At 63.3% G+C, this 24,574-nt stretch carries 23 protein-coding genes; 14 read left to right on the forward strand and 9 right to left on the reverse strand.

The annotated features are described in order from the left end of the window. Window positions 1-35: 35 nt before the first annotated feature. The gene (locus HCR76_RS00960) at window positions 36-1,238 is read right to left on the reverse strand and encodes an MFS transporter (protein WP_166985744.1); all 1,203 of its coding nucleotides are present in this window, start codon (window positions 1,236-1,238) and stop codon (window positions 36-38) included. Between the two features lie 97 nt (window positions 1,239-1,335). Between HCR76_RS00960 and HCR76_RS00965 the strand changes: the two genes are divergently transcribed. Then, complete coding sequence (locus HCR76_RS00965) at window positions 1,336-1,737, forward strand: nucleotidyltransferase family protein (RefSeq protein ID WP_198248111.1); 402 nt, start codon at window positions 1,336-1,338, stop codon at window positions 1,735-1,737. Further along, window positions 1,734-2,057, forward strand: a complete 324-nt coding sequence (locus tag HCR76_RS00970) for a HepT-like ribonuclease domain-containing protein (protein ID WP_166985739.1) — start codon at window positions 1,734-1,736, stop codon at window positions 2,055-2,057. The genes HCR76_RS00965 and HCR76_RS00970 overlap by 4 nt, the downstream gene beginning before the upstream one ends. 84 nt (window positions 2,058-2,141) lie before the next feature. On the opposite strand, the gene HCR76_RS00975 is transcribed toward HCR76_RS00970, so the two are convergent. Next, window positions 2,142-3,608 carry an alpha/beta hydrolase gene (locus HCR76_RS00975; RefSeq protein WP_166985737.1) on the reverse strand — a complete coding sequence of 489 codons (1,467 nt, stop codon included), beginning with the start codon at window positions 3,606-3,608 and terminating at the stop codon, window positions 2,142-2,144. Between the two features lie 200 nt (window positions 3,609-3,808). Between HCR76_RS00975 and HCR76_RS00980 the strand changes: the two genes are divergently transcribed. Beyond that, window positions 3,809-5,257, forward strand: coding sequence for an HNH endonuclease signature motif containing protein (locus HCR76_RS00980; protein ID WP_166985734.1), 1,449 nt, complete (start codon window positions 3,809-3,811; stop codon window positions 5,255-5,257). Between the two features lie 56 nt (window positions 5,258-5,313). Here the strand turns inward: HCR76_RS00980 and HCR76_RS00985 are convergent, their stop codons facing one another. Genes HCR76_RS00985 through HCR76_RS00995 form a run of 3 tightly spaced genes read right to left on the reverse strand, consistent with a single transcriptional unit; the run spans window position 5,314 to window position 9,967 of the window. Next, window positions 5,314-6,966 (reverse strand): acyltransferase, encoded by a 1,653-nt coding sequence (locus HCR76_RS00985; protein ID WP_166985732.1) that lies wholly within the window; start codon window positions 6,964-6,966, stop codon window positions 5,314-5,316. Next, window positions 6,963-8,051 carry a substrate-binding domain-containing protein gene (locus tag HCR76_RS00990; RefSeq protein WP_166985730.1) on the reverse strand — a complete coding sequence of 363 codons (1,089 nt, stop codon included), beginning with the start codon at window positions 8,049-8,051 and terminating at the stop codon, window positions 6,963-6,965. The genes HCR76_RS00985 and HCR76_RS00990 overlap by 4 nt, the downstream gene beginning before the upstream one ends. After that, window positions 8,048-9,967, reverse strand: a complete 1,920-nt coding sequence (locus HCR76_RS00995) for a heparinase II/III domain-containing protein (RefSeq protein WP_166985727.1) — start codon at window positions 9,965-9,967, stop codon at window positions 8,048-8,050. The genes HCR76_RS00990 and HCR76_RS00995 overlap by 4 nt, the downstream gene beginning before the upstream one ends. Before the next feature lie 137 nt (window positions 9,968-10,104). Between HCR76_RS00995 and HCR76_RS01000 the strand changes: the two genes are divergently transcribed. From HCR76_RS01000 to HCR76_RS01030, 7 genes are all read left to right on the forward strand, one after another. Beyond that, a complete protein-coding gene (locus HCR76_RS01000) occupies window positions 10,105-12,057 on the forward strand; it encodes a DUF2264 domain-containing protein (protein WP_244971444.1) in 1,953 nt (650 codons plus the stop codon). A 44-nt stretch (window positions 12,058-12,101) separates the two neighbouring features. After that, window positions 12,102-13,388 carry an ABC transporter substrate-binding protein gene (locus tag HCR76_RS01005; RefSeq protein ID WP_166985723.1) on the forward strand — a complete coding sequence of 429 codons (1,287 nt, stop codon included), beginning with the start codon at window positions 12,102-12,104 and terminating at the stop codon, window positions 13,386-13,388. A 68-nt stretch (window positions 13,389-13,456) separates the two neighbouring features. Further along, window positions 13,457-14,389, forward strand: coding sequence for a carbohydrate ABC transporter permease (locus tag HCR76_RS01010; protein ID WP_166985720.1), 933 nt, complete (start codon window positions 13,457-13,459; stop codon window positions 14,387-14,389). A 3-nt stretch (window positions 14,390-14,392) separates the two neighbouring features. After that, window positions 14,393-15,301: a carbohydrate ABC transporter permease gene (locus HCR76_RS01015; RefSeq protein ID WP_166985718.1), complete on the forward strand. Its 909-nt coding sequence runs from the start codon at window positions 14,393-14,395 to the stop codon at window positions 15,299-15,301. A gap of 3 nt (window positions 15,302-15,304) precedes the next feature. Next, window positions 15,305-15,982 carry a ferredoxin-NADPH reductase gene (locus HCR76_RS01020; protein WP_166985716.1) on the forward strand — a complete coding sequence of 226 codons (678 nt, stop codon included), beginning with the start codon at window positions 15,305-15,307 and terminating at the stop codon, window positions 15,980-15,982. Next, window positions 15,979-16,980 carry a hydroxyacid dehydrogenase gene (locus tag HCR76_RS01025; RefSeq protein ID WP_166985714.1) on the forward strand — a complete coding sequence of 334 codons (1,002 nt, stop codon included), beginning with the start codon at window positions 15,979-15,981 and terminating at the stop codon, window positions 16,978-16,980. Before HCR76_RS01020 ends, HCR76_RS01025 begins: the two co-directional genes overlap by 4 nt. Window positions 16,981-17,085: 105 nt before the next feature. Continuing rightward, entirely contained in the window at window positions 17,086-19,305 is a 2,220-nt protein-coding gene (locus HCR76_RS01030; RefSeq protein WP_166985712.1) for an NADP-dependent isocitrate dehydrogenase, read from the forward strand. Between the two features lie 81 nt (window positions 19,306-19,386). Here the strand turns inward: HCR76_RS01030 and HCR76_RS01035 are convergent, their stop codons facing one another. Both HCR76_RS01035 and HCR76_RS01040 read right to left on the reverse strand, forming a co-directional pair. Beyond that, window positions 19,387-19,569 (reverse strand): hypothetical protein, encoded by a 183-nt coding sequence (locus HCR76_RS01035; RefSeq protein ID WP_166985709.1) that lies wholly within the window; start codon window positions 19,567-19,569, stop codon window positions 19,387-19,389. Then, entirely contained in the window at window positions 19,566-19,865 is a 300-nt protein-coding gene (locus HCR76_RS01040) for a hypothetical protein (protein ID WP_166985707.1), read from the reverse strand. Before HCR76_RS01040 ends, HCR76_RS01035 begins: the two co-directional genes overlap by 4 nt. A gap of 37 nt (window positions 19,866-19,902) precedes the next feature. Between HCR76_RS01040 and HCR76_RS01045 the strand changes: the two genes are divergently transcribed. After that, window positions 19,903-20,517 (forward strand): TetR/AcrR family transcriptional regulator, encoded by a 615-nt coding sequence (locus tag HCR76_RS01045; RefSeq protein ID WP_166985704.1) that lies wholly within the window; start codon window positions 19,903-19,905, stop codon window positions 20,515-20,517. Between the two features lie 9 nt (window positions 20,518-20,526). Here the strand turns inward: HCR76_RS01045 and HCR76_RS01050 are convergent, their stop codons facing one another. Continuing rightward, window positions 20,527-20,970, reverse strand: coding sequence for an NUDIX hydrolase (locus HCR76_RS01050; protein WP_235934418.1), 444 nt, complete (start codon window positions 20,968-20,970; stop codon window positions 20,527-20,529). Window positions 20,971-21,081: 111 nt separating this feature from the next. Here HCR76_RS01050 and HCR76_RS01055 point away from each other — a divergent pair, with 111 nt between their 5' ends. Together HCR76_RS01055 and HCR76_RS01060 are read left to right on the forward strand one after the other, a co-directional pair. Continuing rightward, entirely contained in the window at window positions 21,082-22,467 is a 1,386-nt protein-coding gene (locus tag HCR76_RS01055) for a glycine--tRNA ligase (protein ID WP_166985702.1), read from the forward strand. Window positions 22,468-22,602: 135 nt separating this feature from the next. Beyond that, window positions 22,603-22,905, forward strand: a complete 303-nt coding sequence (locus tag HCR76_RS01060) for a DUF4190 domain-containing protein (protein ID WP_166985700.1) — start codon at window positions 22,603-22,605, stop codon at window positions 22,903-22,905. Window positions 22,906-22,953: 48 nt separating this feature from the next. Here the strand turns inward: HCR76_RS01060 and HCR76_RS01065 are convergent, their stop codons facing one another. Beyond that, window positions 22,954-24,306 carry a glutamyl-tRNA reductase gene (locus HCR76_RS01065; RefSeq protein ID WP_244971445.1) on the reverse strand — a complete coding sequence of 451 codons (1,353 nt, stop codon included), beginning with the start codon at window positions 24,304-24,306 and terminating at the stop codon, window positions 22,954-22,956. An 83-nt stretch (window positions 24,307-24,389) separates the two neighbouring features. Between HCR76_RS01065 and HCR76_RS01070 the strand changes: the two genes are divergently transcribed. Continuing rightward, the gene (locus HCR76_RS01070) at window positions 24,390-24,560 is read left to right on the forward strand and encodes a hypothetical protein (RefSeq protein WP_166985694.1); all 171 of its coding nucleotides are present in this window, start codon (window positions 24,390-24,392) and stop codon (window positions 24,558-24,560) included. The last annotated feature ends 14 nt before the right edge of the window (window positions 24,561-24,574 follow it).

Raw genomic sequence — 24,574 nt, forward strand, 5'->3', positions numbered from 1 at the left:
TGCGGCACTCCCGCGCCTTCCCTGACCGGTTTGCATCACTCGCGGTTGAGGTTTCGCAGCAACGCGACGGCGGCCACAGAGCACAGCAGAAACACGAAGCCGCCCGCGAGCATAGGCAGCGCAATGTGAACGAGCGCGAGCGCTCCACCGAGGCCGGAGCCGAGTGCGAGACCGGCGAGACTCATGACTCGCGTCGCCGCGTTCACTCGGCCGCGAAGCTCATCAGGAACCAGACGCTGACGCAATGAGGTCGCGCAGATTCCCCACACGACAGCATGCAGAATGTAGACGGCGAGCAACACGGCAGCTAGCGCGCCACTCTCAGTGGTCGAAAGTGCGATCAGTGAAACCGAACCGGTGACGAGACTCGCGACGATCGTCCAGCGGTAGCCGAGATGAGAGCGAATGCGGGGCGTTGCCACAGAGCCGACAAGTCCTCCAAGCGCAGACACAGCGAGGATCACGCCGTATCCGGCGTCGTCGACACCGAGGCGCTGCTGCGCAAAGAGCACGAGAATCGAGAACGGCATCATGTAGCCGACGCTGGCCACGGCGCCAATCAGCGCAAGGCTTCCCACGATGCGATGCCGTGCAAGCCAACGAGTGCCGGCCACGGCCTCCTGCCATACCGTCGTCGTGCCTTTCGGGGGGAGTGCGTTCTCACTCGTCCCCGTCTTACGCATGGGAAGCGCCAGTGCGAGCAGCCCGGCGCCCGCCCACAAGCCACCCATTGCAAAGATGGGCGCCGAGGCCGCGAGGGCGAAGAGCACGCCGCCCAGCGGAGGGCCTACGAACTCATCGGCGACGAGCTGCGCCGCCGAGATACGCCCATTCGCCCGATCGAGGTCGTGGTCTCGAATGATGCTCGGCACAATCGAGACGGCAGCGTTGTCGGCTGCGGTTTCGAGTGTTCCGATCACAGCGATGGCGACGTACAGCAGAATCAGCCCGCCCGCGCCGACATGAACGCACAGGGCGAGGGCGAGAACGCTCGCCCCTCGCAGCAGGTTTGCCGTGACCAGGAGGGTGCGCCGATCGGTGCGGTCAACAAAGACACCGACGGGCAGCGCAACGAGAAGGCGCACCAGCGCATACACGGTAGCGACCCCGGCAACGAGGCGTGGATCGTCGGTGAGGGATGCCGCGAGGAGCGGCATTGATACGAACGCCAGTCCGTCAGCGAGGTTCGACGCGGCATTCGCGCCCCACAGAACAGTGAAGGCGCGACCGAGAGACATCCATATGAGGATACGGGCGATAAGTCCGCTCGGCGAGCGGCTCCGGGCCGATGCCAAGGCCGCGGACGACTTGCACGAGCGCTCACGGAGCTTGTTGGTGAGTGCTGTTCGTATCGGCGCGCAAGCCGGGATGACACAGCGGGAGATCGCCGCTGCAACAGGCCGAAGCCAGCCTGAAGTGTCGCGTCTTCTCCGGTTTCGCGGAACGACAGATCTGGGGCGACGGCTTGCCCGGAACCGAGGGAAGGTGCGTGACCTCGCGGCGACATACCGGGCCGGCAACGTCAGGGTATTTGGCAGCGTCGCTCGCGGGACGAACTCTGCGCAATCCGACATTGACCTTCTCGTCGATTGGCCAGAAGGACTCGGGCTCTTCGCACTCTCGCGGCTGGAGAGCGAACTTGCGAACCTCCTCGGCGCAACTGTCGACGTCGTTCCTCGCGGGAGCCTTCGAGGGCATCTGGCTGATCGCGTCCTCGATGAGGCAGTGCCATTATGACGAGGAACGATCACGAACTCGTCTGCGATGCACTGGACCATCTCGCGGTGCTTCACCAGCATCTCGAACGATCCGACCTCGATGATCAGACGGTTGCGGATGCTGTCAGTCTTCGTCTTGCATCAGCGATTGAGGCAATATCCGAGACATCTGAACGATTTCGTGATCGGACATTCGGCGACGACTGGAAGATCATCTGGGCCACGCGGAACCGAATCTCGCACGGTTACGCATATATTGACATGGGCCTCATCCGGGCCACCGTTATTCACGATCTACCCGATTTTGAGCGCGGGCTGCGCGAGTCACTCGCTGAGTGACGGAGCATCTGCCCCAGCCTCGCACCGGACCACATGTTTGAGCCATGCCCAGCTCTGTGGCTCATAGAAGAACGAGACCCGCCGTCAGCTTTGCCGATCCGCGATGCGCTCCACCTCGGCGAGCACCGAGTCCGCCGCCTCTTCCGAGGCGAGCGTCAGAAAGTGCCCGGCTCCCAGCAGCGGAATGTTGCGGGCACCGTCGAGGGCACTGCCGCCCGGAATGTGCGGGTCGAAAGACGGCGAGAGCGAAGTGATTCGCTCATTCACCGACGTTTCGCCGGCAAGCGCCGTGATGGTGCCGTTCGTCGGACCGAACTCACGCAGCGTCTTGCCCACGGTGTAGGTCGCGAGCTTCGATCCAGCGAATGGCGTGCACAGCGTCACCATGCCGCGCACACCGAGATCCGCCTCGCTCATCAGATGCTTGCCGATCAGCCCGCTCTTGCTGTGGGCAACGATGATGCGACCCGCCGACGGAACGTGCACGCGCTCAAGGGCGCGCTGCAGCATCCGTGACGTGTCGACGATGGGCCGGCGATTGTGTTTCATGCCGTACACGACGTTCACGCGATAGCCGGCCTTCGAGAGCCGGTCGGCGATCGGCGCCATGAACACCCACGTTTCGTAGACGCCGGGCAGCAGCACGATGACCGGCTTGTGGCGATCGCCCTTGAGGTAGCGCGCCGGCGGTCGGCGCCGCAGAAGCGACAGAACCTGGCGGGAGCCCGCGTAGAGGTAGTCGGCTGCCCAAATACGTGCACGCCCGATTAACGTCAGCGGGGGAGCGGCGACGATATCGTCTTCGTCGGGAAGCTCGGCGCCAGCATGCTCGGCGACGAGCTTCGCGATCTGCACTCCGCCGGTAATCATCGCTTCGTGGCCGTGCCCGTCAAGCTCGACGTAGCGGCCGTCAGGCACGAGCCGAGTGACCTCGCGTGCCCAATAATCGGGCACGATGGTGTCGGTGCGGCCGCGCATCACGAGCACGGGTGCCTTCACCTTCGGCAGTGTCTCTTCAACGTGGTGCTCGAGCATCGTGCCGAGCTTTTTGATGTACCAGCGCGGGCCGGCCTTGACGTAGTACATGACGCCGAGAACCATCACCTTGGGCTTCGACATCGACACATCCTGCAGCATCCGCAGTGCCTGCTTGGCCGCTGTGCGCTCACGCGGATTGACAGTCGGGGCGATGAGCACGACGCGATGAGCGCTCTCGGGGTGCCTCGCGGCCGCCTCGACCACGATCTCGGTGCCCATCGAGTGGCCGACGAGCACGGGATTGCGCAGCCCCTCACTCTCGACGATCTCGGCGATGAGATCACCGGATGCCGCCATGTCGAGCGGCTCCTCAGGCTCTGGCGCATCTCCGAACCCGGGCAGATCGAGGGCGAAGACCCGCCCGGTGCGCCCCAGCGCCTCGGCGAAGTCTGACCAGTAGCGGTGCCCCATGCCGATGCCATGCACGAGAACGTAGTCGATTCCGGTGTCGATGCCCGAGACGGTGATGATCGTGGTGCGCCCGGCGCTGACGAACTCGCGTTGCTGGCTCATGGCATCGAGTCTATTCAGCGGATGTTGTGCAAGTGCGCACAACGTACACATCTATACGGCTCTTTGATTCGCTTGGACTCGTACAACATGAGAAGCGGCACACGTGATCACAACGAGTACTCACACTGCAGGAGAAGAAACATTCGAATTTATGCCTGCAAAGACTAGCAAATGTATTCGAATTACGGTATTCTTGAGTCATGAATTCGCGGGAGTTGTGTTCGATGCTCCGTCGCCCCGTGCCGATGGGCGATGAAGGAGCTCGGCTGCCCGATCGGTATTGGATGATCCGCGATGTGATCGAGCTCGACAATGAATGCGAATCACCAGTGGCAGGGTATGACGAGGTGCTCGGCTCCGATTTTGACGAGCTGAGTCTCGCGCATGAGTCAGCACAGCGTGCCCAGTCCAACGTCATCGACAGTCTGCAGCGGGCGCATTCCAACTACAGGCGGTCACGTGATGCAGTAGTGGCGCATAGCTCATCCCGATCACACCTCGACCGCATCTCAGACGATGACGCGATGGAACGTTCCTTCGTCTCCGAAGTGGCAGCTCGCATGGGAATCAGTGATCGCGCGGCTGAAGCGATGGTGCGCGAAGCGGAGACGCTCGTGACCGATCTTCCTCAGACAATGGACGCACTCCGGCTGGGGTTCACCTCGTATCTTCACGCGCGTACCGCAGCACAGCAGGCATGGTCACTCCCTCAGGAGGCCCGCGCAGAATTCGACGAGCAGATCGTCGGCTTGGCCCGCACGCAATCACCGACACGATTCAAGCAGTCCGTGCGTAAACTCCGTGAACGGCTGCACCCAGAATCGATCCAGAAGCGCAAGAAGACGGCGTTCGAGAATCGGCAGATCGAAATGGTCCCCGATGAAGACGGCATGGCCTGGACCAACATCTACCACTCCGCAGATGCCGCTCTCGCGATCGCAGAGGAAGCACGCTCTCACGCTCTGCGAGTGAAAAAGGCGGGCGATGACCGCACGCTGCGGCAGATCGAAGCAGACTCCGTCACCGAAACCCTCGTCACCGGGCTGGCAGAACGCCGAGCATCAAAGAACACGACGGGCACATGCGACCACACGACTGAGACCGAAACTGAAACCGAGTCTGAGACCCAGGCCGAGATTGGGCCCGATGGCACGGTGACGTTGACACGGGCGCAGTTCGCCGCGTTGCGCCCTGGCGTTGTCGTTACAGTTCCCATCCTCAGTCTTCTCGGCCACAGCAGCGAACCAGCAGACCTCGCAGGCTACGGGCCCATTGACCCAGAAACCGCCGCAACAATCATCGGATCAGCGGCAAGTTTCACCCGCGTTCTCACCGACCCGATCACCGGTGCACATCGCATTGTCGATCCACACAAATACCGGCTCAGCGATCAGCTCAAGCGAGATATTCGCCTTCGAGATGTCACGTGTGGTTTCGTCAACTGCGATGCTCCGGCCTGGCGGTGCGATATCGATCACATTGTCGCGTGGGAAGACGGCGGCACGTCAACGTCTGACAATCTCACGTGCCTCTGCCGAAAACATCACGTGCTCAAGCACGCGACAAACTGGCAGGTATCCCGGCTTTCCGACGGTTCGCTCGAGTGGACGTCGCCCTCCGGTGCGCACTACATCGTTCGACGACGGTAGCCGGTGGGCGACGCTCTCGAACTCGCGATGATCACCACGCGCCCCACCGCCGCGCCTCAGAAGTGCGCGCCGGGCTCCGGACGGTGAATGCCTCGAGGGCGATAGCCGAGTGCGGGGGACACGTCGATCAGGTCTGCGAGATACCAAATCGTCGAGAGCCACATCTCCGTTCCTTGCAATCCCGGATTCGCGTCAGGCTGGCCGTTCACCGAACCCGGCGACGCACGAAACCCGATCCCGGAACCGTCCGTCCAACGAGCCAGTGCATCCCGGAGCAATCGGGTGGCGAGCTCCCGCACCTCTTCTGACCGATACCCCGTCGCCCTCGTGAGCCACAGCGGATGCGCCACGTCGAGGACGTTGCACGCGTTTTGCGCCGCCGGGCTGAAGAACCGGCTTTCGTGCGCGTGCCTGAGAACCGTGTCGACCACGGCATCCGGATGCTGGATTGGCACTCCGAACTGCGCGAACGTGCCACGCGAAGCCCGATAGAAGCCGTTAACGGGCTGCAGCAGTCCATCGTCAGGCGTCGGATCGCCCCACATCCCCGTGCGTGCATCGGAGTGCGTGGTGAGCCATCCGAACAATGTCTCCAGGAATCCATCCGGCACGACATCGCCGCGCCGTCGACTCCAATGGACCGCTGTGCCAATGGCATCGACGACGTGCCCTGCGCCCCAGGCATTCCGAGCCCAGGGAAGATTGTTGAGCCGACGGGCGAGTTCTTCCGCAGAGCCTTCCGTCACGACCCTTAGCGAATGAGGGAATGCCGACCCGAGCAGGTCGAGAGCGTACCCGACGCACTCGATGTGATAGGCGACGTCCCCGTTCTCGAACAACGCCGAGGTCGACTGGCGCCCGTGACCGTCGATCGACGCGACGAGTCCCGTCTGAGGGTCCTGCCAGCCTCGAAGCATCTCGCGCTGCCCACTCGCCGTGACATTCGGGGGCGGCGCTCCGGTGAGCAGCATCGACAACTCGATGGCGTCGCACTGGGCGCGCACGCTCACGGGAATCCCGGGGCGATCCGTGTACAGTTGCCGGCCAGCATCCCACGACCGATCAAGCACGTCGTGCACCTGGGATCGGGCACGCTCGGCAAACGCCGCTGCCTCGTCGCCGAGCGGGGAGTCGGCCTCGCCCGCAGACGTCGGTGGCACCCGCCAACGAACGAACCGAGCGGGATTGCCGACCACGACGGCTCCGGACGCCACGTTCTTTGTGACGACGGCGCCCGCGCCGATCACGGCGTGACTCCCGACGGTGACGCCATCGAGAATGACAACGTGGGAACCGATCCAGACATCGTCTCCGATGCTGATGCCGGAGGTCACGAGAGGTTGCCGGAAGACCTCGGTGCCCGGTTCCATCGAGTGATTGAAGCCGAGAATCGACGTGTGGGCTCCGATGCGGACGGCGTCACCCATCGAGACGTCGCCGCGGACGACGCAGAACGGGTTCACCGAGCAGTCAGAGCCAATCACGATCCGATCGGTAACGTAGGCGGATGCGGCGATGTAGCTGCGATCTCCAAGGGAGAACTGGGCAGGGTGCACGGAGGCGAGCTCAGAGATGACGCAGTCGTCGCCGATTCGCCACGAAGGATGCTCTCGCTTCAGCGTTGCCTGGTAGGCACGCTGGGCGTCGTGCTCGTCAGTGGAACCCTCTGCCCAGAACGACCACGGGGAATGCTCGAAGCGGCTGATCACGACGGCGTTCCCGGTGCAGCCGCCGACGCGCGCACATTGAGGGAGGGGCTGAGGAGCACCCGATGCGCGGCCCGGTCCGGGTCGGCGAGGCGACCGAGGAGCAGATCGTAGGCTGTGCGGCCGAGCTCGAAACGCGGTGGATGGACAGCCGTGAGAGCCGGGCTGCCGAGGCGAGCAATCTCATCGTCATACGCGATCACCGAGAGGTCGCCCGGAATCGACAGACCTCGAGCAAGAGCGAGATCCACAATGGCGAGAGCCACGGCATCCGGGTGAATGAGCACGCCCGTCACCCCCTCGTCTTTCAACCGATCGAGGATCCGCGCCGCTGACGTGCCGAACTCAGGAGTCCGATGGTCGGCGACGACGTGCTCAGTTGCCGTGACGTTCACTGACGCACACCCGGGTCGCCACCCGCTGATGATTTTGCGAGATGTCGGAGAATCCTGCGTCGTGATCAAACTGAGGCGCCGGTGCCCAAGCTCTGCCAAATGGTGTGCGGCCATGGCCGCGCCCAAAGCGTGGTCGGTCGTGACGGACTCGGCAGGCGTGCTGTCAACCGGCATGGTCGCATCGCGTTCTGCAAGCACGAACGGCAGCCCGGTATCGTGCAGCCACTCCACGACATCCCCCGCGTGTGGAGTATCGGTGTTGGGAGCGACGATGAACGCATCTGCTCCCTCACGTTCGACCATGCGCTGCAGAACCGGGCGCTCATCCTGAAGTTCATACGACGTTCCGCGCACCAGCACGCGCGCACCGTTGGAGCTCGCACGCTCTTCGATGCCGCGGACAACACCCGGCCAGTAGTAGCTGAGCGACGGCACGAGCACCCCGACAGTGCTAATCGTCGTTCGCCGTTCCACGGCGTCAGCGACGATGCCACCTTCGGGCGGTACGGCACCTCCGTGCACTCGAAGCAGCAGCCCCTCCGCCTCCATGAGCTTCAGGTCTCGGCGCAGAGTGACGGCAGTGACTCCGAGCTGGTCAGTGAGCGCGGTAATGCGCACGGAGCCGGCACTCGCGAGGGCACGCAGAATCGCTTTTCGCCTGGATGCCGCGAGCGGCGCATTGGGCTCGTTCATCGTTCTCCTCCTGAGCAATCTTGCCTTATCGTCACCGTCACCTCTGAAAGCGCGGACACATCGATGTCGAGTCTCGTGAGCCTCTCACCCCAAACGTCCGTCTGCAGTGGGTCGTCGAGGTGCCTGGCAGTGAGCCTCGCCGGTGCAGGGGGGTTCCATGTCAGTTCCACCGGCGTCGCGCCGTCGAGCGGGACGACTCGGGCCGTGCCCGAGAACAGCGTGACGTGGCCAGCGAGCAGAAGACGAACCTCGCTCAAACTCGCGTCGCGCAGCGCGTCATCGAGCCATGTCCAGCTGTCGTGAACGGTCGCCGAGCGTGCAGATCGGTCTAGCCGCGCCACTCGATTCCAGCTGACCCGGTCGGCCAGACCATAGGCTGACGCGAGCTCGAACGAAAGCGCATCATTATCAACAGACACTGCGCTCGCGGCGTGGTCGGAGCCCGTCAGCTGCGTGTGGCCCGCAATGACAGGGGCACTGTGCCAGGAGCTCTGCATCATCCACAGGGCATAGCGGTTCTCGCTGAACGTCTGGGCCGTGTAGGTGGGACGCCCGGCATCGACGACGACGGGCACACCGTCGCTGGCAACAATGACTGAGCCGACGTCATTGTGATTGTGGCTCTCATCGTTGTGGCCACCCTTGGCGACCACGGTCAGGCCGCGTGAGGCGCCCGCTGTCTCGCGCACAATGAGCATCTGCGTCGATGGCAGCCACACCCGCTCAGGCAGTGGCGCACGACCGCTGTCGTCTGCGTGCTCATCGGTCAGCGACAGAAGCAGGCGCCCGAGGTTCATCGTCTCGTCCGCGTCGATAATCGGATGCTGGGAACGAGCGAACTCGATCGCCTGACGATCGCCTACACGGCGGCCGGCCCGAGCAAGCACATGCCACGGCTGCGGCTCACGAGAGCGTGCTCGCGCGTCGGCGACAGACACGAACCAATCGCCTCCGAGATGCATCCGATGGGGAAACGCGATCGTCTCGCGCACAGTGGGGATCGCGCTGAGTGGGTCGACGGCGTCGCCGGTTGCGAACGCGAGCAGATCGAGGGCCTCGAGAAGCCGGGCGGCACCGGCCCACCAATACTGGTAACCCTCGTCAACGGCGCCGTCTGTCGGCAGATCGGCAACATAACGGTCAAGGCCGACCATGACACGACCGACGATTTGTGCGCGCAGTGCTGCATCAGCCGGTGAATCGAGAAGGCGCAGCGCTGCCGTCAGGATGTTGCCGAGAATCCAGGGCGTCCAGTTGATGGTTGTGCGCTCGTCGCCCATCCACCACCAATCGCTTCGCGTGACAAAAGGATCGAACACACGCGAGCGAACCTCATGCCGAATGCGCTCCCGCACGCCCGGGTACAGCGCTTCGAGTTCGGCACCGAGAACGTGATCAAGCCACGCGAGATGGGCGGCAATCTCCCCGGCGCCGAGGTCGATCACCGGTGCAGTGACATCCGGAAGCACCCACTCCCGACGAACGTGTGCCTCGTCGTGGGCGGGCCAGCACCAGCTGCTCTGCTCGCACAGCAGGATCACGCCGTCGAGAACCTCAGGAAGCCAGGTTTCATCGCCGGTGAGAGTGGCAGCGATAACGGACCGGCTGCTGCGCTGCACGCGTGCAAAGGCGTGCTGCTCCCACGTGCCGCGGTCTCCGTCGTGATGGTATCGCGCGGCATCGTGCGCAAGTGGCTGGGGCCACGACGTGCCTGAGTCGGCGAGTGCTCGCCGGACCAGTTCGGGCGCCGCGGCGTTGCGCCAGGCGTCACGATCGTGTGCGGGCGGCGCAGGCAGCGATGCTGACGGACTGAGAAGTCGATTCTCAAGTGCCGTCGGAAGCTGGTGGACGGTGCACCCCAGCTGAGAAATCACGACGCTCAGCAGTGGCCCCGCATCCATTCGTTTCATCGTCATTGTTCCTGTCACCGTTTTGATGTGCGCGATGAAACGATCATAACCGAACATGATGATCATAAAAGTATTGAACGTTGCGCATCTGATTGCTAATCTCGCCTATGTTCGTAAAACAGACATCATTCACAGGAGAATTTGTGGCCAACGACTCATCGTCACAGGGCAGTGGCGAGTGGACGCGTGACGACTGGGTGTCGTTCGCCGATCGACTGCTGGCACCTGTTCGTCGTTTTGCCTCGCCGGGCAACGGGCTTGTCACGTTTCCTGGAGCCGAAGGTGGCTACGGTCGCGCTGTGGATGGACTCGAGGGCTTTGCCCGCACGTTTCTGATCGCGGGATTTCGTATAGCCGGCGCTCGAGGCGTCGGCGTTGACGACCTGATCAAATTCTATGCGCGGGGGATCACGACGGGTGTGGACCCGACTGCGGTCGACCGCTGGGTTCGCTGTGAGGAGCATCCCCAGGCAAAGGTCGAGGCGGCGTCGCTCGCGCTTGTGCTCGACCTCACCAGACCGTGGTTGTGGGACACCCTCGACGCGCTCACCCAGCAACGTGTCATCGACTACCTCGCCCCGGTTGTCGGCGACGAGACGTACCCGCGCAACAACTGGCTGTGGTTCCGCGTTGTTGTCCAGACTTTCTTGCGCTCCGTCGGCGGTCCGTGGTCGCAGAGCGACATCGACGATGATCTCGCCCGTCATGACTCATACCGACGGCAGGGAGGGTGGTTCTCTGATGGCGATGGTCGCGCCTTCGACCATTACGCTGGCTGGGCGATGCACCTGTATCCGGTGCTGTGGGCGAGAATGTCCGGTGCAGACGAACTCGCCGGTGACCATGCTGCGACCGACGTTCGTGAGCTCGACAGTTACCTCCAGGATGCTCGTCACCTCGTGGGTGCTGACGGCTCGCCGTTGATTCAGGGGCGAAGCCTGATCTACCGCTTCGCCGCGGCAGCGCCTTTCTGGGCCGGCGTCATCGCGGGTGTGCCGTCAACATCGGCCGGAGCGCTTCGGCACGCAGCCGAGAAGATCGTGCGGCACTTCGACGACAGGGGCGCCCCGAACAACGAGGGTGTTCTGACGATGGGCTGGCATGACGAGTGGCGCCAGCTGGCGCAGACGTACTCTGGCACGGGGTCGCCCTATTGGGCGGCGAAGGGTCTTCTGGGAATCGCGCTTCCCGCCGATCACCCGGTGTGGGTCACTCCGCCCGAGCCACTTCCCGTAGAAATGCGAGACTTCACGCGCATCATCAGCGCTTCGGGGTGGGCAGTATCGGGCACGGCCGACGATGGCATCGTGCGCGTCGCGAACCACGGAACGTCACGAGACGACGATGACGCACTTGTTGGCGATTCGCCTCTGTATGCGCGGCTCGGCTATTCGACGGCCGTCAGCCCATTGCTTGACGAACGCGGGTGGGCAGAACCGCTCGAGCAATCCATTTCGCTCGTCGACGCCGACGGGGCGGGCACCCATCGCTCTGCGCTCGTTCCGCTCGATGTGAGCACAGACGACGCAGCGATCGCCGTCGCGGCCGCGTCGCGATGGAGCGCACATCTCATGAGCTTCGCGTCTGACCAGCAGGGGCACGGATCGGGAATGACCGGCGATGCCGCAGTCGTAGCGAGTGTCACAGCGGTTTCGGTTCTGCGGGGCCCATGGGAAATTCGCCTGGCAAAGGTCAACGACGTCACGCATCCAGGGCGATGGGCGCTGCGCTGGGGCGGATGGCCCGTGCCCGCGAATGGCTCTCTCGTGAGCACCATCCGAGCACTCGGAGAGGATGCCGTCGACACGACGGATTCCCGAACGGGCGCGAGCCCGCTCGCTGCCGTGGTTGATGTGCCCACCGTCACCACGCCTGTCGCAGCTGGAACGTGGCATGCCGTGCACATCACGCTGGCAGGCCGAGTCGAGCGTGAAAACCCCGTGAGAATCACGATCGATGCCGGCCTCGCGAGCATCTCGTGGCCCGACAACACGTCAACCGTTCTTCGGCTGCCGAGCGCAGCATCCGAATCCAACCTGTCCCACCCTGAACTGTCCCACCCCAACCAGTCCCGGCATCAAGGGACGCCCCGGTGATCCGCCTCCGGAATCACCTTTCTTGCAGCAAAGGAGCAGCACGCATGAAACGCACAACACTTGCCATCGCCGGCGTCGCCGTCGCGGCCCTCGCACTCACAGGGTGCTCGGGCAGCGGCGGAACCGCCTCGGGCGGAGACGCCGACACTCTCACGGTCTCGGGCTGGAGCCTCAGCTCGACTCCCGAGTTTCAGCTTCTGGCCGATGGGTTCGAGGCGCAGCATGACGGTGTGACCGTCAAGCTCGTGGAATACGACCCGACCGACTACAACACCCTCGTCACTGCCGACCTCGCCGCGGGCAAAGGCCCCGACGTCATCACACAGAAAGAAGTCAAGTACCTCCCGACATTCCAAGAGGGCGGCCAGCTGCTTGATGTCTCAGACGTCAAGCTGCCTGACGGCATCAGCGGCACGGACTCCTACACCGTCGACGGCACTGTCTATGCGACGCCGTACCGCCAGGACTCCTGGGTGCTCTATTACAACAAGGACCTGTTCGAGCAAGCAGGAGTCGACCAGCCAGACGGTTCGTGGACGTGGGACGACTACGTGGCTGCGGCCGACGCGCTGAAGGCCGGGTTCGAGGATGCTGGTGTGGACGCCACGCCGATTTACCAGCATGGCTGGCAGTCCACCGTTCAGGGCTTCGCTGCAGCGCAGACCGACAGCAGCGTCCTTGACGGCGACTACGGGTACCTCACGGAGTACTACGAGCGAGTGCTCGAGCTGCAGTCGAATGGAGACCAGGTTCCGTTCAACACCGTGACGGCGAACAAGCTCACGTACCAGGGCGAGTTCGGCAAGCAGAGCGCAGCTCTCATGCCCATGGGCTCGTGGTTCACTGCCACTCTCGTTGCGCAGCAGGCATCGGGAGAGGCCGACGACTTTGAATGGGGCATCGCTCCGATTCCCCAGGCAGACGCATCAACGACCGGAACCGACGCGACACCCGTGACGTTCGGCGACCCGACCGGCTTCGGCGTCAACGCCAACGTGAGTGACGAGAAGGCCGATCTGGCTAAGGACTTTCTCGAGTACGCCGCGAGCGAGGACGCCGCGAAGGCTCTTGCAGGCATCGGCATTACGCCGGCATTGCTGACGGATGCCGTCACGAAGGCGTACTTCGACGTCGAAGGAACTCCGCAAGACGAGCTCTCGGAGTTCGCGTTCTCGACGCACGACACGTACCCGGAGAACCCGACGAGCCCCGACACGGCGGCCATTCAGAATATTCTGAATGACCTTCACTCCGCGGTTCTCTCAGGCTCTCAAGACATCGACAGTGCCATTGCCGACGCTGAGGATCGCGTCGCTAACGAGATCGGCTGACATCGCCTAGCCGCCGGTCGGAGAGGCGAGCCACTCCGACCGGCACCACACTTCACACTGGAGCACACATGACCACCACAGCTGAGCGGTCGGCATCATCTGCCGCTGCGCCGCCACCACGTCGCCGGTCGCGACTCCGGCTGCGCAATACCCTGCTCGGGTGGAGCTTTATTCTGCCGAACTTCATCGGGTTCGTGCTGTTGACGCTCATTCCCGTTGTGACAGTCTTCTACATGTCGCTGACGAACTGGAACATCTTCGGATCGTCGCAGTTTCTCGGGTTAGACAACTTCATCAAGCTCGCGGGCGATAAGAGCTTTCACACGGCGTTCCTCAATACGCTTTACTTCGCGGTGATGCACATTCCGCTGACGATCGTCGTATCACTTGGCCTGGCCATGCTCCTGAACTCGAAGCTGCGCGGTGTCGCATTCTTTCGCACAGCCGCCTTCTTTCCGTACATCACATCCATCGTTGCCATCGCTTTGGTGTGGAACCTGCTTTTCAGCCCTCAGTACGGCCCCGTCAACCAGGTGCTCGGATTTCTCGGCATCCAGAGCCCTCCGGGCTGGCTCACCAGCTCGGATTGGGCGATGCCGGCGGTTGTCGTCGTGGAGACCTGGCGCCGAATGGGCTACTACATGGTGCTCTTTCTCGCGGGTCTGCAGACCGTTCCGCGCGAATTGCACGAAGCCGCGCGCACGGACGGCGCAAACGTCGTGCAGCGGTTCTTCAACGTGACGCTTCCAGCCCTGCGCCCGACGATGTTCTTCGTCACCGTCATGCTCACGATCGAGTCGCTGAAGGTGCTCGACCTGATCATCGTGCTCACCGACGGCGGGCCGGGCCAATCGACGACGGTGATCGCGCAATTCATTTGGACGAAGGGCTTCGAAGAAAACCAGTTCGGCTATGCCTCTGCGGCATCCGTCGTGCTGTTCGCTTTGTGTCTTGTCGTGACCATCATTCAGTTCGCCTGGAACAAGCGGAGGGAGGACTGAGCCATGAGCGAGACGAAAGCACTGATCACTCCGCCGGGGGCAGACAAGGTTCTTGCGCGAAAGCGGCCGGCCGCGCCAGCGCGTTCAGCCCGTCAGCGAGTTGGTCGCGTTCTGCTGTATGTGATGTTGATTGCCGCGGCCATCGCCATGCTGATCCCGTTCTTCTGGATGGTGATGAGTTCACTCAAGGACGCGAACTCCGTGTTCTCGGTTCCGATCCGCTGGCTGCCCGACGTGTTCGTCTGGCAGAACTACGTCGAGATCTGGCAGGAGTCGGGGCTGCTCACCTGGATCAAGAACACGCTCATTCTCTCGGTTGGTGTGACGCTGCTTCAGGTGACGACCGGCTCGTTCGCGGCATACGGGTTCTCACGCATCCGGTTCCCCGGGCGAGACGCGTTGTTCCTTCTTTACATCGCAACTATCGCCGTTCCATGGCAGTCGTACATGATTCCGCAGTTCATCATGCTGTCGAACGCGGGCCTCGCAAACACCCTCTGGTCCATTCTGCTTCTGCAGGCGTTCGGCGCGTTCGGCGTCTTTCTCATGAAGCAGTTCTATGAGACCGTTCCCGAGGAGCTCAGCGAGGCGGCGCGTCTAGACGGCCTCAGCGAGTACGGCATCTGGGCGCGCATCATGCTGCCGCTCTCGGTTCCGGCCATCGCGAGCCTGTCGCTTTTGACGTTCGTCAATACGTGGAACGACTTTCTCGGCCCTCTCATCTATCTGCGTGACCCAAGCCTCTGGACGATGCAGCTTGGGCTCAACAACTTCGTGTCGAGCCTGTACGACGTCAACTTCGGCGTGCTCTTCGCCGGGCTGGTGATCTCGGTCGTGCCGATCGCCATCGTCTTCCTTCTCGGGCAGCGATATTTTGTTGAAGGCATCGCAACAAGCGGATTGAAGGGCTGACGGATGCTGAAGCGAATTCCGAACGGACTCTATGCAACGGTCTTTGGCACCGTGTTTCTTGCGATGGGGGTGAACGCTCTTCTCGTTGTCGCCTGCGTGCCGTTCCTTGCACTTCTCATGACGACGGATCCGTCGCTGTCGTGGCCGCTGCTCGCGGTGACGGGTGCGCTCTGCGCGCCGGGTCTCGCGGCATCGTTCTCGGTGTTTCGTCAGCACAAGTCCGGCGAGAACCGAGTCGTGAAGCCATTTGTCGACGCTTTGCGGGCGACATGGAGGGCAGCACTCGCCGTGGGCTTTTTGGTCGCAGGAGTCATTGTCGTTGCTGTCGTCGACCTGGTGATGCTTGTGTCGACGGAGGCGGGGATGCTCGTCGCCCCTGTGCTTGCGGTCGTCGCTGTGATCGCCCTCGCGACGGGTGTGGTCTCGCTCGTGGCAATCAGCGAAACAGCGAGTGCGCGTCTGCGTGACATCGTGCGGGTTGCCGCAGTGATGAGCGTTCGGCGCTGGTACCTCACGGCGGCGTCGCTTGTCGTGATCGGCATCCAAGCGGCAATCGTTGTTGCCGCGCCAGCCCTCGGCATCGGCATCACCTCGGCGGCGTGCCTGTATGTCGTGTGGGCCGGCGCCCGATTTGCCCTGCAGCCGGCCGTGGCTCCCGTGTCGCAGGGCGCCGCCGCATGATCGGGCCGCTTCGCGTGATCAACGCGGTGCTTCCCGGTACCCTCACTGCATCGTCGGAAACCTATCTCGCTCGATCGCTCTCAGACATCGCCGACGTCGTGACCGATGTCGAGAGCTTTGATTCGCCGAACGTGAGCGCGGCGCTCGCTGAATCGCAGGTCATTGTCACGGGGTGGGGCACGCAGCGCATCGACAGCAGTGTGCTCGCCCTCGCTCCGAAGCTGCGCTGCATTCTGCACGTGGGCGGCACGGTCAAAGACCTTCTCGCGCCAGAGGTGTGGAGCAAGGGGATCGCTGTGTCGTCTTCCGTCGACGCCAATGCCCTGCCCGTCGCAGAGTACACACTGGCCATGATCTTGATGGCGAACAAGCGCATTCTGCCCATCGCCCGCCGGTACCGCTCAGAGCGCGCCTTCATCGACCAAGCGCAGCTCGGAGTGACCGGCAACTATCGTCGCCGCATCGGGATCGTCGGGGCGTCGCGCATCGGGCGACGCGTTGTCGATCTGCTCGCCCCCTTCGATCTCGACGTCGTGCTCTACGATCCAACGCTCACGGCTGCCGAGATTCGCGACCTTGGGGCGGAGCCCTCGACCCTTGACGCCCTGTGTGCGACATGCGACGTCGTCTCGGTTCATGCCCCCGCGCTCGCGTCGACCGAAGGCATGATCTCACGAACGCTTATCGACTCGATTGCGGCAGACGCAACCCTCATCAATACGTCGCGAGGGTCGATTATCGATCAGGATGCTCTCGTGGATCGCGTTCTTCGCGGTGACCTTCACGCTGTGCTTGACGTGACGACGCCGTGGGTGCTCGCCTCGGATCATCCGTTTTACGAGCATCCCAACGTCCTCTTGACCCCGCACATCGCGGGTTCCGTCGGGAGCGAGGTTGATCGCATGATCGACGTGCAGCTTGCCGAGCTGAGGCGCTTTGCATCGGGGGAGCGTCTCGCTCACCCCGTGGCGCTCAGCAGCCTGGGCACGGCGGCCTGACGACGACGAACCGCACGGCCTCTGCGCGTCGGGTAGTTTTGTAGTGGTGCCCGCGCAGACCCCGCAGCGGAACTGTCATCCCAGAGATTGAGGAAGCGTACATCTATGGCGACCATCATCTATACACACACCGACGAAGCTCCCATGCTCGCGACGCACTCGTTCCTGCCGGTCGTGCAGGCATTTGCGAGCAAAGCAGGCGTCGAAGTGGAGACCCGCGACATCTCGCTTGCGGGACGCATCATCGCAGCGTTCTCCGACGTGCTGCCCGAAGAGCAGCGTGGGGCCGACGCGCTCGCCGAGCTCGGTGCGCTCGCCAAGACCCCCGAGGCGAACATCATCAAGCTGCCCAACATCTCGGCGTCCGTCCCTCAGCTGAAGGCCGTGGTCGCCGAGCTTCAGGCACAGGGCGTTGCGCTTCCTGACTTCCCAGACGAACCGTCGACAGCCGCCGAGCGCGACGCTCGCGCTCGTTATGACAGCGTCAAGGGCAGTGCCGTCAACCCGGTGCTTCGCGAGGGCAACTCCGACCGCCGCGCACCGCGTTCCGTCAAGGAATACGCGCGCAAGCACCCACACTCCATGGGCGCGTGGAAGTCCGACAGCAAGACAGACGTCGCCACAATGACCGCGGGTGACTTCTTTCACAACGAGAAGTCCGTCACGATGCCCGCCGACGACGTTCTGCAGATCCGCCTCGTCACAGACGACGGCGTCACTGTGCTGAAGGACGGTCTGAAGGTGCTTGCGGGCGAGATCGTCGACGGCACGTTCATGAGCGCGAAGGCGCTCGATGCCTTCCTTGCCGAGCAGGTCGCCCGGGCGAAGCACGAGGGCGTGCTGTTCTCGGCACACCTGAAGGCCACCATGATGAAGGTGTCCGATCCGATCATCTTCGGCCACGTCGTGCGCGCCGTTCTTCCCGAGGTCTTCTCGACGTACGGGGAGCAGCTCGCCGCGGCCGGTCTGACACCGGACAACGGCCTTGGCGGCATCCTCGCTGGTCTCGACACTCTGCCGGCAGACGTTGCCGATGGTGTTCGCGCCGCTGTGAAGGACGGCTTCGAGGCAGCCCCCCAGATCGCCATGGTCGATTCCGACAAGGGCATCACAAACCTGCACGTGCCCTCCGACGTGATCGTGGATGCGTCGATGCCGGCGATGATTCGCGGCGGCGGCATTATGTGGGACGCCGACGGCAACGCTGCTGAGACCCTCGCTGTCATTCCCGACAGCTCGTACGCCGGCGTCTACAAGACCGTCGTCGACGACTGCAAGGCGAACGGTGCCTTCGACCCGACGACGATGGGCTCCGTGCCGAACGTCGGGCTCATGGCTCAGAAGGCCGAGGAATACGGCAGCCACGACAAGACGTTCGTGATCCCCGCTGTCGGCTCGGTTGAGGTCGTCAACTCGGCAGGCAACGTGATCATTCAACACGACGTCGAGCCCGGCGACATCTGGCGTGCCTGCCAGGCGAAAGACATCCCCGTGCGCGATTGGGTGCGCCTCGCCGTTGAGCGGGCACGACTGTCGGACACCCCCGCCATCTTCTGGCTTGACGAGGCTCGCGCGCACGATGCCGAGCTCATCGCCAAGGTGAACGACGAATTGCCGAAGCATGACACCGACGGGCTCGACATTCGCATTCTGAGCCCAAATGACGCGACGAAAGTCTCGATCGATCGCATTCGCGAGGGACTCGACACGATCTCGGTGACCGGCAACGTGCTGCGTGACTACAACACCGATCTGTTCCCGATTCTCGAGCTGGGCACGAGCGCCAAGATGCTCTCGGTCGTGCCGCTTCTCGCGGGCGGCGGGCTCTTCGAGACCGGTGCCGGCGGCTCTGCTCCGAAGCACGTGCAGCAGCTCATCGAGCAGAATCACCTGCGCTGGGACTCGCTCGGCGAGTTCATGGCGCTTGCCGAATCGTTCCGTCACTTGGCGCGGGTCGCAGACAACCGTCGTGCGGCGGTGCTGGGAGAGACCCTGGATGCCGCGACAGCGACGTTCCTCGGCGAGAACAAGTCGCCGTCGCGCAAGGCCGGAGAGCGCGACAACCGCGGAAGCCACTACTGGCTCGCACGCTATTGGGCGGAAGAACTCGCTCAGCAGACGGACGATGCTCCGCTTGCCGCCGCGTTGAAGCCGATCGCCGAGAAGTTCGAGGCGCAGTCCGACCAGATCGAGAAGGAACTGCTCGAGGTTCAGGGAAGCTCGGTCGACCTCGGCGGCTACTACCGCCCGGACGAGGCGAAGGTCGACGCGGTGATGCGCCCGTCGGCGACGCTCAACAGCATCCTGAATACGCTGCACGACTGACCACACTCGGGTGGCCGTCCGCACCCGTTGAACAACCGCCAAAAGTGGCGACCTTTCCGCTCGAAAGGTCGCCACTTTTGGCTACTGGTCGTGTTGGTGCGCGCGGCGCGGCTCGTCAGCTCGACGATCGCCGCGCGGGCGGCCCAGCGTGCGCCACAGCACGACCATCGCGATGATGACGACGACAGTTCCGATGCCGACGATTGCCGCCTTGATGAAGAAGTCTGCGACAAGGTGCTCGAGAATGCTTGCGTGAATGATCATCGGGCATCGTTCTTGTCGTCAGTTCGCTCCAGCGCTGTCGCGAGCGTCGAGAGCCCTGCCGATATGAGGTCGCTGCGTCCGCGTCTGCTGCGCGAGCGGTACGCTGCGGCCGTGCGCGCCAGCGGGGCGGCACGTCGCGAGGCCTTGCCCAGTGTGCCTCGCCTGCGGAGCCACAGGGCAAGTGCGAACAGAGCGATCACGATCACAACGACGACTGCGGCGATGATCCCGAAGCGGAGGAGCAGAAGGTTCATGATCGTCTCTAGCGCATGGCCGTCTCTTGTTGGCAACATCATGCTAAATAAAATAGCATGAATGTGCTAAAAAAGATACATGCCCAAGATCGTGGATGCTGAGGCCAGGCGCGAGGCCATCGCTGACTCCGTACTCGCTGTCATTGCCCGAGAAGGGCTCCGCGCCGCGACGCTCTCATCGATCGCCGCTGAGTCGGGTCTCGCCGTCGGTTCAGTACGGCACTATTTTGCCGGACACGGCGAGCTTCTGACGTTTGCAGCGGAGGCTCTCGTCGATCGCACAACGGCTCGGCTCTACGCCCACCTCGCCTCGCTCGCCGCTGCGGGCTCGGCTGACGCGCGCCGTGCTGCGGCCGTCGACATGCTTTGCGAGGTTCTGCCGCTTGACGGAGTTCGCGAGATTGAAGCTGCAGTGTGGTTGGAATTCGCGGTAGCAGCTCGCCTCTCCACAGAACTCGCGCACCCGATCGACATACTTCACGATGGCCTGCGCGCCCTCGTGACGCGCATCATCACGGCGGGGGCGCAGTCGGGGCGCTTTCGCGTGGGAATCGACGTCGATGTCGAGATCGCCCGCCTGCACGCGCTGGTCGACGGACTTGTTCTGCACGGTGTGCTGGCATCGAAAACGGACGCCGTGGCGCTGAGCCGCCGAGTGATCGAGACGCACCTGGAGACCCTGCTCGCGCGGTGACGCGCCAGCTCAGTCGATGAGACCGGATGCCGCGAGGCGTCGCACCACTTCTGCACCCGCCGGTGGGCACCGGTGCAGCTCCGCGGAGCTGATCCAGTGCAGGGCGCTGACCTCCGCAGCCGGCCGAGGCTCGGCATCCGGGACTCCCGTGAACATCGTCATGCGCACCATTCGGCCTTCGGGCTCGCCGTGTGCCTGCGTTACGACGGTAAACGCCTCGCGGACGGTATGCGGCTCGAGACCGACAGAGATCTCCTCGCGTGACTCGCGCTGAGCTGCCTCGACGAGCGTCTCGCCGGCGTCGACCTTTCCGCCCGGCATGAACACGACGTCGCGGCCGCGCGCTGTGACCATCAGCACTCGGCGATCGCGAATGATCGCAACGGCGGCGACGATGATGTCGGGCAGCGTTGTGAGGCGAGTGGTGTCTGTGGGGGTCGCGTCAGAAGTCACCAGTCAAGTCTGCACCCCGCACACGATGTGAACACCCACCTGCCAATCGATAGACTGGCACTTGCCGCGCAATCCGGCAGTTCTCGCACTACAACTCACTCAGGAGCCATCGTGGCCGCTTCCAGCAGACTCGACGCCGTCATCGCCCTCGCCCGCCATCGCGGGTTCGTTTTTCAAGCGGGTGAGATCTACGGTGGGTCACGTTCTGCTTGGGATTACGGGCCACTCGGCGTGGAGCTGAAAGAGAACATCAAGCGCCAGTGGTGGCAGTACTTCGTCCGCGGCCGCGAAGACATGGTCGGTCTCGACTCGTCGGTGATTCTGCCGAAGGCCGTGTGGGAGGCTTCCGGGCACGTCGCTACGTTCACTGACCCGCTCGTCGAATGTCAGCAGTGCCACAAGCGGCACCGCCAGGATCACCTCATCGAGACGTTTGAAGACAAGAAGGGTCGCGCCCCCAAAGACGGGATGAGCGAGATTCCCTGCCCCGACTGCGGCACGAAGGGGCGCTGGACCGAGCCGCAGATGTTCTCGGGACTCGTCAAGACGTTTCTCGGCCCCGTCGATTCTGAAGCCGGCCTCACCTACCTGCGTCCCGAGACGGCACAGGGCATCTTCGTCAACTTCAACAACGTGATCACGGCTGCACGCAAGAAGCCGCCGTTCGGAATCGGCCAGATCGGCAAGGCGTTTCGCAACGAGATTACGCCGGGCAACTTCATCTTCCGTACCCGCGAGTTCGAGCAGATGGAGATTGAGTTCTTTACGGCACCGGAGGACGCAGACAGCTGGTACGCGGAGTGGGTTGACACCTGCTGGAACTGGTTCATCGACCTCGGAATAGACCCAGAGAACATGCGTCAGTTCGACGTGCCAGACGGTGAGCGAGCGCATTACTCGGCGGGAACGATCGACTTCGAGTATCGTTTCGGCTTCACCGGAAACGAGTGGGGCGAGCTCATGGGCGTCGCCAACCGAACCGACTTCGACCTCAGGGCGCACTCGCAAGGCTCCGGCACGGAGCTCAGCTACTTCAACCAGGCGTCAGGCGAACGATTCACCCCGTACGTGATCGAGCCGTCGTTCGGTCTCACCCGCTCGATGATGGCGTTCCTCGTCGATTCCTACACCGAAGACGAGGCACCCAACACCAAGGGTGGCGTCGACAAGCGCACGGTTCTCAAGCTCGACCCCCGCCTCGCCCCGGTCAAGGCAGCCGTTCTGCCGCTCAGCCGCAACGAGAAGCTCTCTCCACTCGCACGCGAGGTGGGCGATTCGCTGCGGCAGCAGTGGAACGTTGACTTCGACGACGCGGGTGCGATCGGCCGGAGGTATCGCAGGCAGGACGAGATCGGAACGCCGTTCTGCATCACCGTCGACTTTGACTCTCTCGACGACAAGGCAGTGACGGTGCGCGATCGCGACACGATGCAGCAGGAGCGCGTTGCGCTCGATCGCCTGTATGGTTACCTCGCAGAAAGACTTAAGGGCGCATAGTCACATTTCGACATGGGTAGTTCTTCCTGTTGACGCGCTTATAGCTTTTACGCCACTCTTTAACCACAAGACGCGCATGCCCGCGCAGTGCCAGTCGGTGCTGCAGCTCCATGCACGTGAGAAAGGAACCCACGAATGTCTCAGACACCTCCGCCTCCTGCACCGAATCCGTATCAGGGAGCGCCCGCGCCACAAGACAAGTGGAACGTGCTCTCGATCGTGTCGTTCGTCGGTTCGCTGATCGGGTTCTCGATCATCGCTGCTGTGCTCGGCTTCGTCTCGCTGTCGCAGATCAAGAAGACCGGTGAAAAGGGCCGTGGTCTCGCGCTCGCCGCTGTGATCATCGGTCTCATCGCCGTTGTGATTCAGATCATCGCCATCATCATCGCCATTACGGCGATCGGAGCGGCCAGCACGATCGAGTACTCGACGTACTGATTCTCAGCACGTCTAGTTCGGGCCCCGCTTCGGCGGGGCTCGTTCTCGTTAAGCGGACGTCTGCTCTGGCGCGGCATCCGATGGAATGTCGACGTCAAGGTCGAAGAGCACGCTGAGCGCATCGAGGTAGCGGTCGTGCTCGCCGCTGCGGGCGAATTCGCGCGCACGGGATGTGGGCTTGTGCAGCAGGCGCCCCATCATGTGACGCAGTGCAGCCGCCGCCGTTCCATCGGGATCGCCCCGCTGAACGCGCGCGATCTCCTCGTTGAGCACCACGTGGGCTCGGCGACGCAACGCGACGACCGCGGGGGAGAGCGATTCTTCGGCGGCGGCGCGTGTGAAGTTGCGAGCAGCTGCTCGCACGATGGTGCGCGCGGTGTCTGTTGCCTGCAGCTCTTCGAGGGGCGCGTGGATGCGAATGGTCTCGAGGTCAAGCAGCTCGACGCCGTACACGTCGCCGACATCCGGGTCGACGTTGCGCGGGAGACCGAGGTCGATCACGAGTTGGTACGCGTCGTGATTCACCGGGCAGCCTGGTGTCTCGTCTCGGTGAAGCGCTTCGTGAACGTGAGCCTGCGAGTGAGAGAGCGCGAACTCGATGCGGGCGCGCTGCAGAAGCTCGGCGTTGAGCACATAGTCTTCGGAGACCGTGCAGGTGATGATGACATCGCTCGACGCGATGGCCGTGTGAAGGCCGTCGGGGTCGACATGACGGATGCTGTGGCTTGCCGCGAACTCGGCACCTCTGCCTGACCCCGAGTAGACGCTGACATCGGTGACGCCGCGGTCACGGAGCGCGGCGAGGCTTGCGCCCGCATACGCTCCGGTGCCGACAAGCAGAACCCGGGCGGTCGACCAGTCGGTGACGCGGCTTGCAGCGAGTTCGAGCGACAGACGCACAATCGAGCGACCGGCTTGCCCAAGCGGAGTGCGGTTCTTGACCCCGCGCGATGTCGTCGACGCGTGCTGAAAGAGCCGCTCGAGATCTGACGTCGTCGTTCCTGCTCCTCGCGCGTGCTCCAGCGAACGGCGCACCTGACCGGCGATTTCGCCTTCCCCCACGACGACGGACTCAAGGCCAGACGCCACAGAGAACAGATGCTCCGCGGTGTCTTGCTTCGTTGTGACATGCCACGTCGACGAGAGTGCCTCGGCTGGCACTTCGCATTGCTCGGCGATCGCGTCGGTTGCCGCTTCCACGGCGTCGGCGAGAGCATCCGGATGCTGGTCGTCGACGTCGACATACAGTTCGAAGCGGTTGCAGGTGGAGACGAGGATGCCGCCTTTGACGGCGGCAGTCGCATCGGTGACGCGCGCGAGCATCGACGTGACATCGACCTGCGAAGACAATTGCTCCAGCAGATCGAAAGAAGCGTTTTTGTGACTCGCCGTCAGACTCATGAGCACGGTCTCCATGGTAGACCGCGAAAGCTGTGCAATTGTTCTATGCCGTGTAGAACAACCGGGAAGAGTAGCGTGACGCCATGGATGCGAATACATGGTTGGCAGGCAGCGGCGGATGGTTAGCGCTCGCGCTCGTCAACGCGGGTCTGGCCGAACAGAAGAACCGGTCTCGTTGGAACTGGTTTCTGCTCTCGATAATTCTCGGCCCCATTGCCACATTTCTGATCGTGGTGTGGGCGCCGCCCAGGTAACTCCGCGCGCCCGT

Source organism: Paramicrobacterium chengjingii, from assembly GCF_011751765.2.
Taxonomy (GTDB): domain Bacteria; phylum Actinomycetota; class Actinomycetes; order Actinomycetales; family Microbacteriaceae; genus Paramicrobacterium; species Paramicrobacterium chengjingii.

Bases quoted from the DNA above. Each gene is read 5' to 3' on its own strand.
- HCR76_RS01065 (WP_244971445.1), bottom strand. From the start codon at position 24,306: ATGAGTCTGACGGCGAGTCACAAAAACGCTTCTTTCGATCTGCTGGAG.
- HCR76_RS01030 (WP_166985712.1), top strand. From the start codon at position 17,086: ATGGCGACCATCATCTATACACACACCGACGAAGCTCCCATGCTCGCG.
- HCR76_RS01070 (WP_166985694.1), top strand. From the start codon at position 24,390: ATGGATGCGAATACATGGTTGGCAGGCAGCGGCGGATGGTTAGCGCTC.
- HCR76_RS00990 (WP_166985730.1), bottom strand. From the start codon at position 8,051: ATGAACGAGCCCAATGCGCCGCTCGCGGCATCCAGGCGAAAAGCGATT.
- HCR76_RS01005 (WP_166985723.1), top strand. From the start codon at position 12,102: ATGAAACGCACAACACTTGCCATCGCCGGCGTCGCCGTCGCGGCCCTC.
- HCR76_RS00980 (WP_166985734.1), top strand. From the start codon at position 3,809: ATGAATTCGCGGGAGTTGTGTTCGATGCTCCGTCGCCCCGTGCCGATG.
- HCR76_RS01015 (WP_166985718.1), top strand. From the start codon at position 14,393: ATGAGCGAGACGAAAGCACTGATCACTCCGCCGGGGGCAGACAAGGTT.
- HCR76_RS01060 (WP_166985700.1), top strand. From the start codon at position 22,603: ATGTCTCAGACACCTCCGCCTCCTGCACCGAATCCGTATCAGGGAGCG.
- HCR76_RS01020 (WP_166985716.1), top strand. From the start codon at position 15,305: ATGCTGAAGCGAATTCCGAACGGACTCTATGCAACGGTCTTTGGCACC.
- HCR76_RS01045 (WP_166985704.1), top strand. From the start codon at position 19,903: ATGCCCAAGATCGTGGATGCTGAGGCCAGGCGCGAGGCCATCGCTGAC.
- HCR76_RS00995 (WP_166985727.1), bottom strand. From the start codon at position 9,967: ATGACGATGAAACGAATGGATGCGGGGCCACTGCTGAGCGTCGTGATT.
- HCR76_RS00960 (WP_166985744.1), bottom strand. From the start codon at position 1,238: ATGTCTCTCGGTCGCGCCTTCACTGTTCTGTGGGGCGCGAATGCCGCG.
- HCR76_RS00970 (WP_166985739.1), top strand. From the start codon at position 1,734: ATGACGAGGAACGATCACGAACTCGTCTGCGATGCACTGGACCATCTC.
- HCR76_RS01025 (WP_166985714.1), top strand. From the start codon at position 15,979: ATGATCGGGCCGCTTCGCGTGATCAACGCGGTGCTTCCCGGTACCCTC.
- HCR76_RS01035 (WP_166985709.1), bottom strand. From the start codon at position 19,569: ATGATCATTCACGCAAGCATTCTCGAGCACCTTGTCGCAGACTTCTTC.
- HCR76_RS01040 (WP_166985707.1), bottom strand. From the start codon at position 19,865: ATGATGTTGCCAACAAGAGACGGCCATGCGCTAGAGACGATCATGAAC.
- HCR76_RS01010 (WP_166985720.1), top strand. From the start codon at position 13,457: ATGACCACCACAGCTGAGCGGTCGGCATCATCTGCCGCTGCGCCGCCA.
- HCR76_RS00975 (WP_166985737.1), bottom strand. From the start codon at position 3,608: ATGAGCCAGCAACGCGAGTTCGTCAGCGCCGGGCGCACCACGATCATC.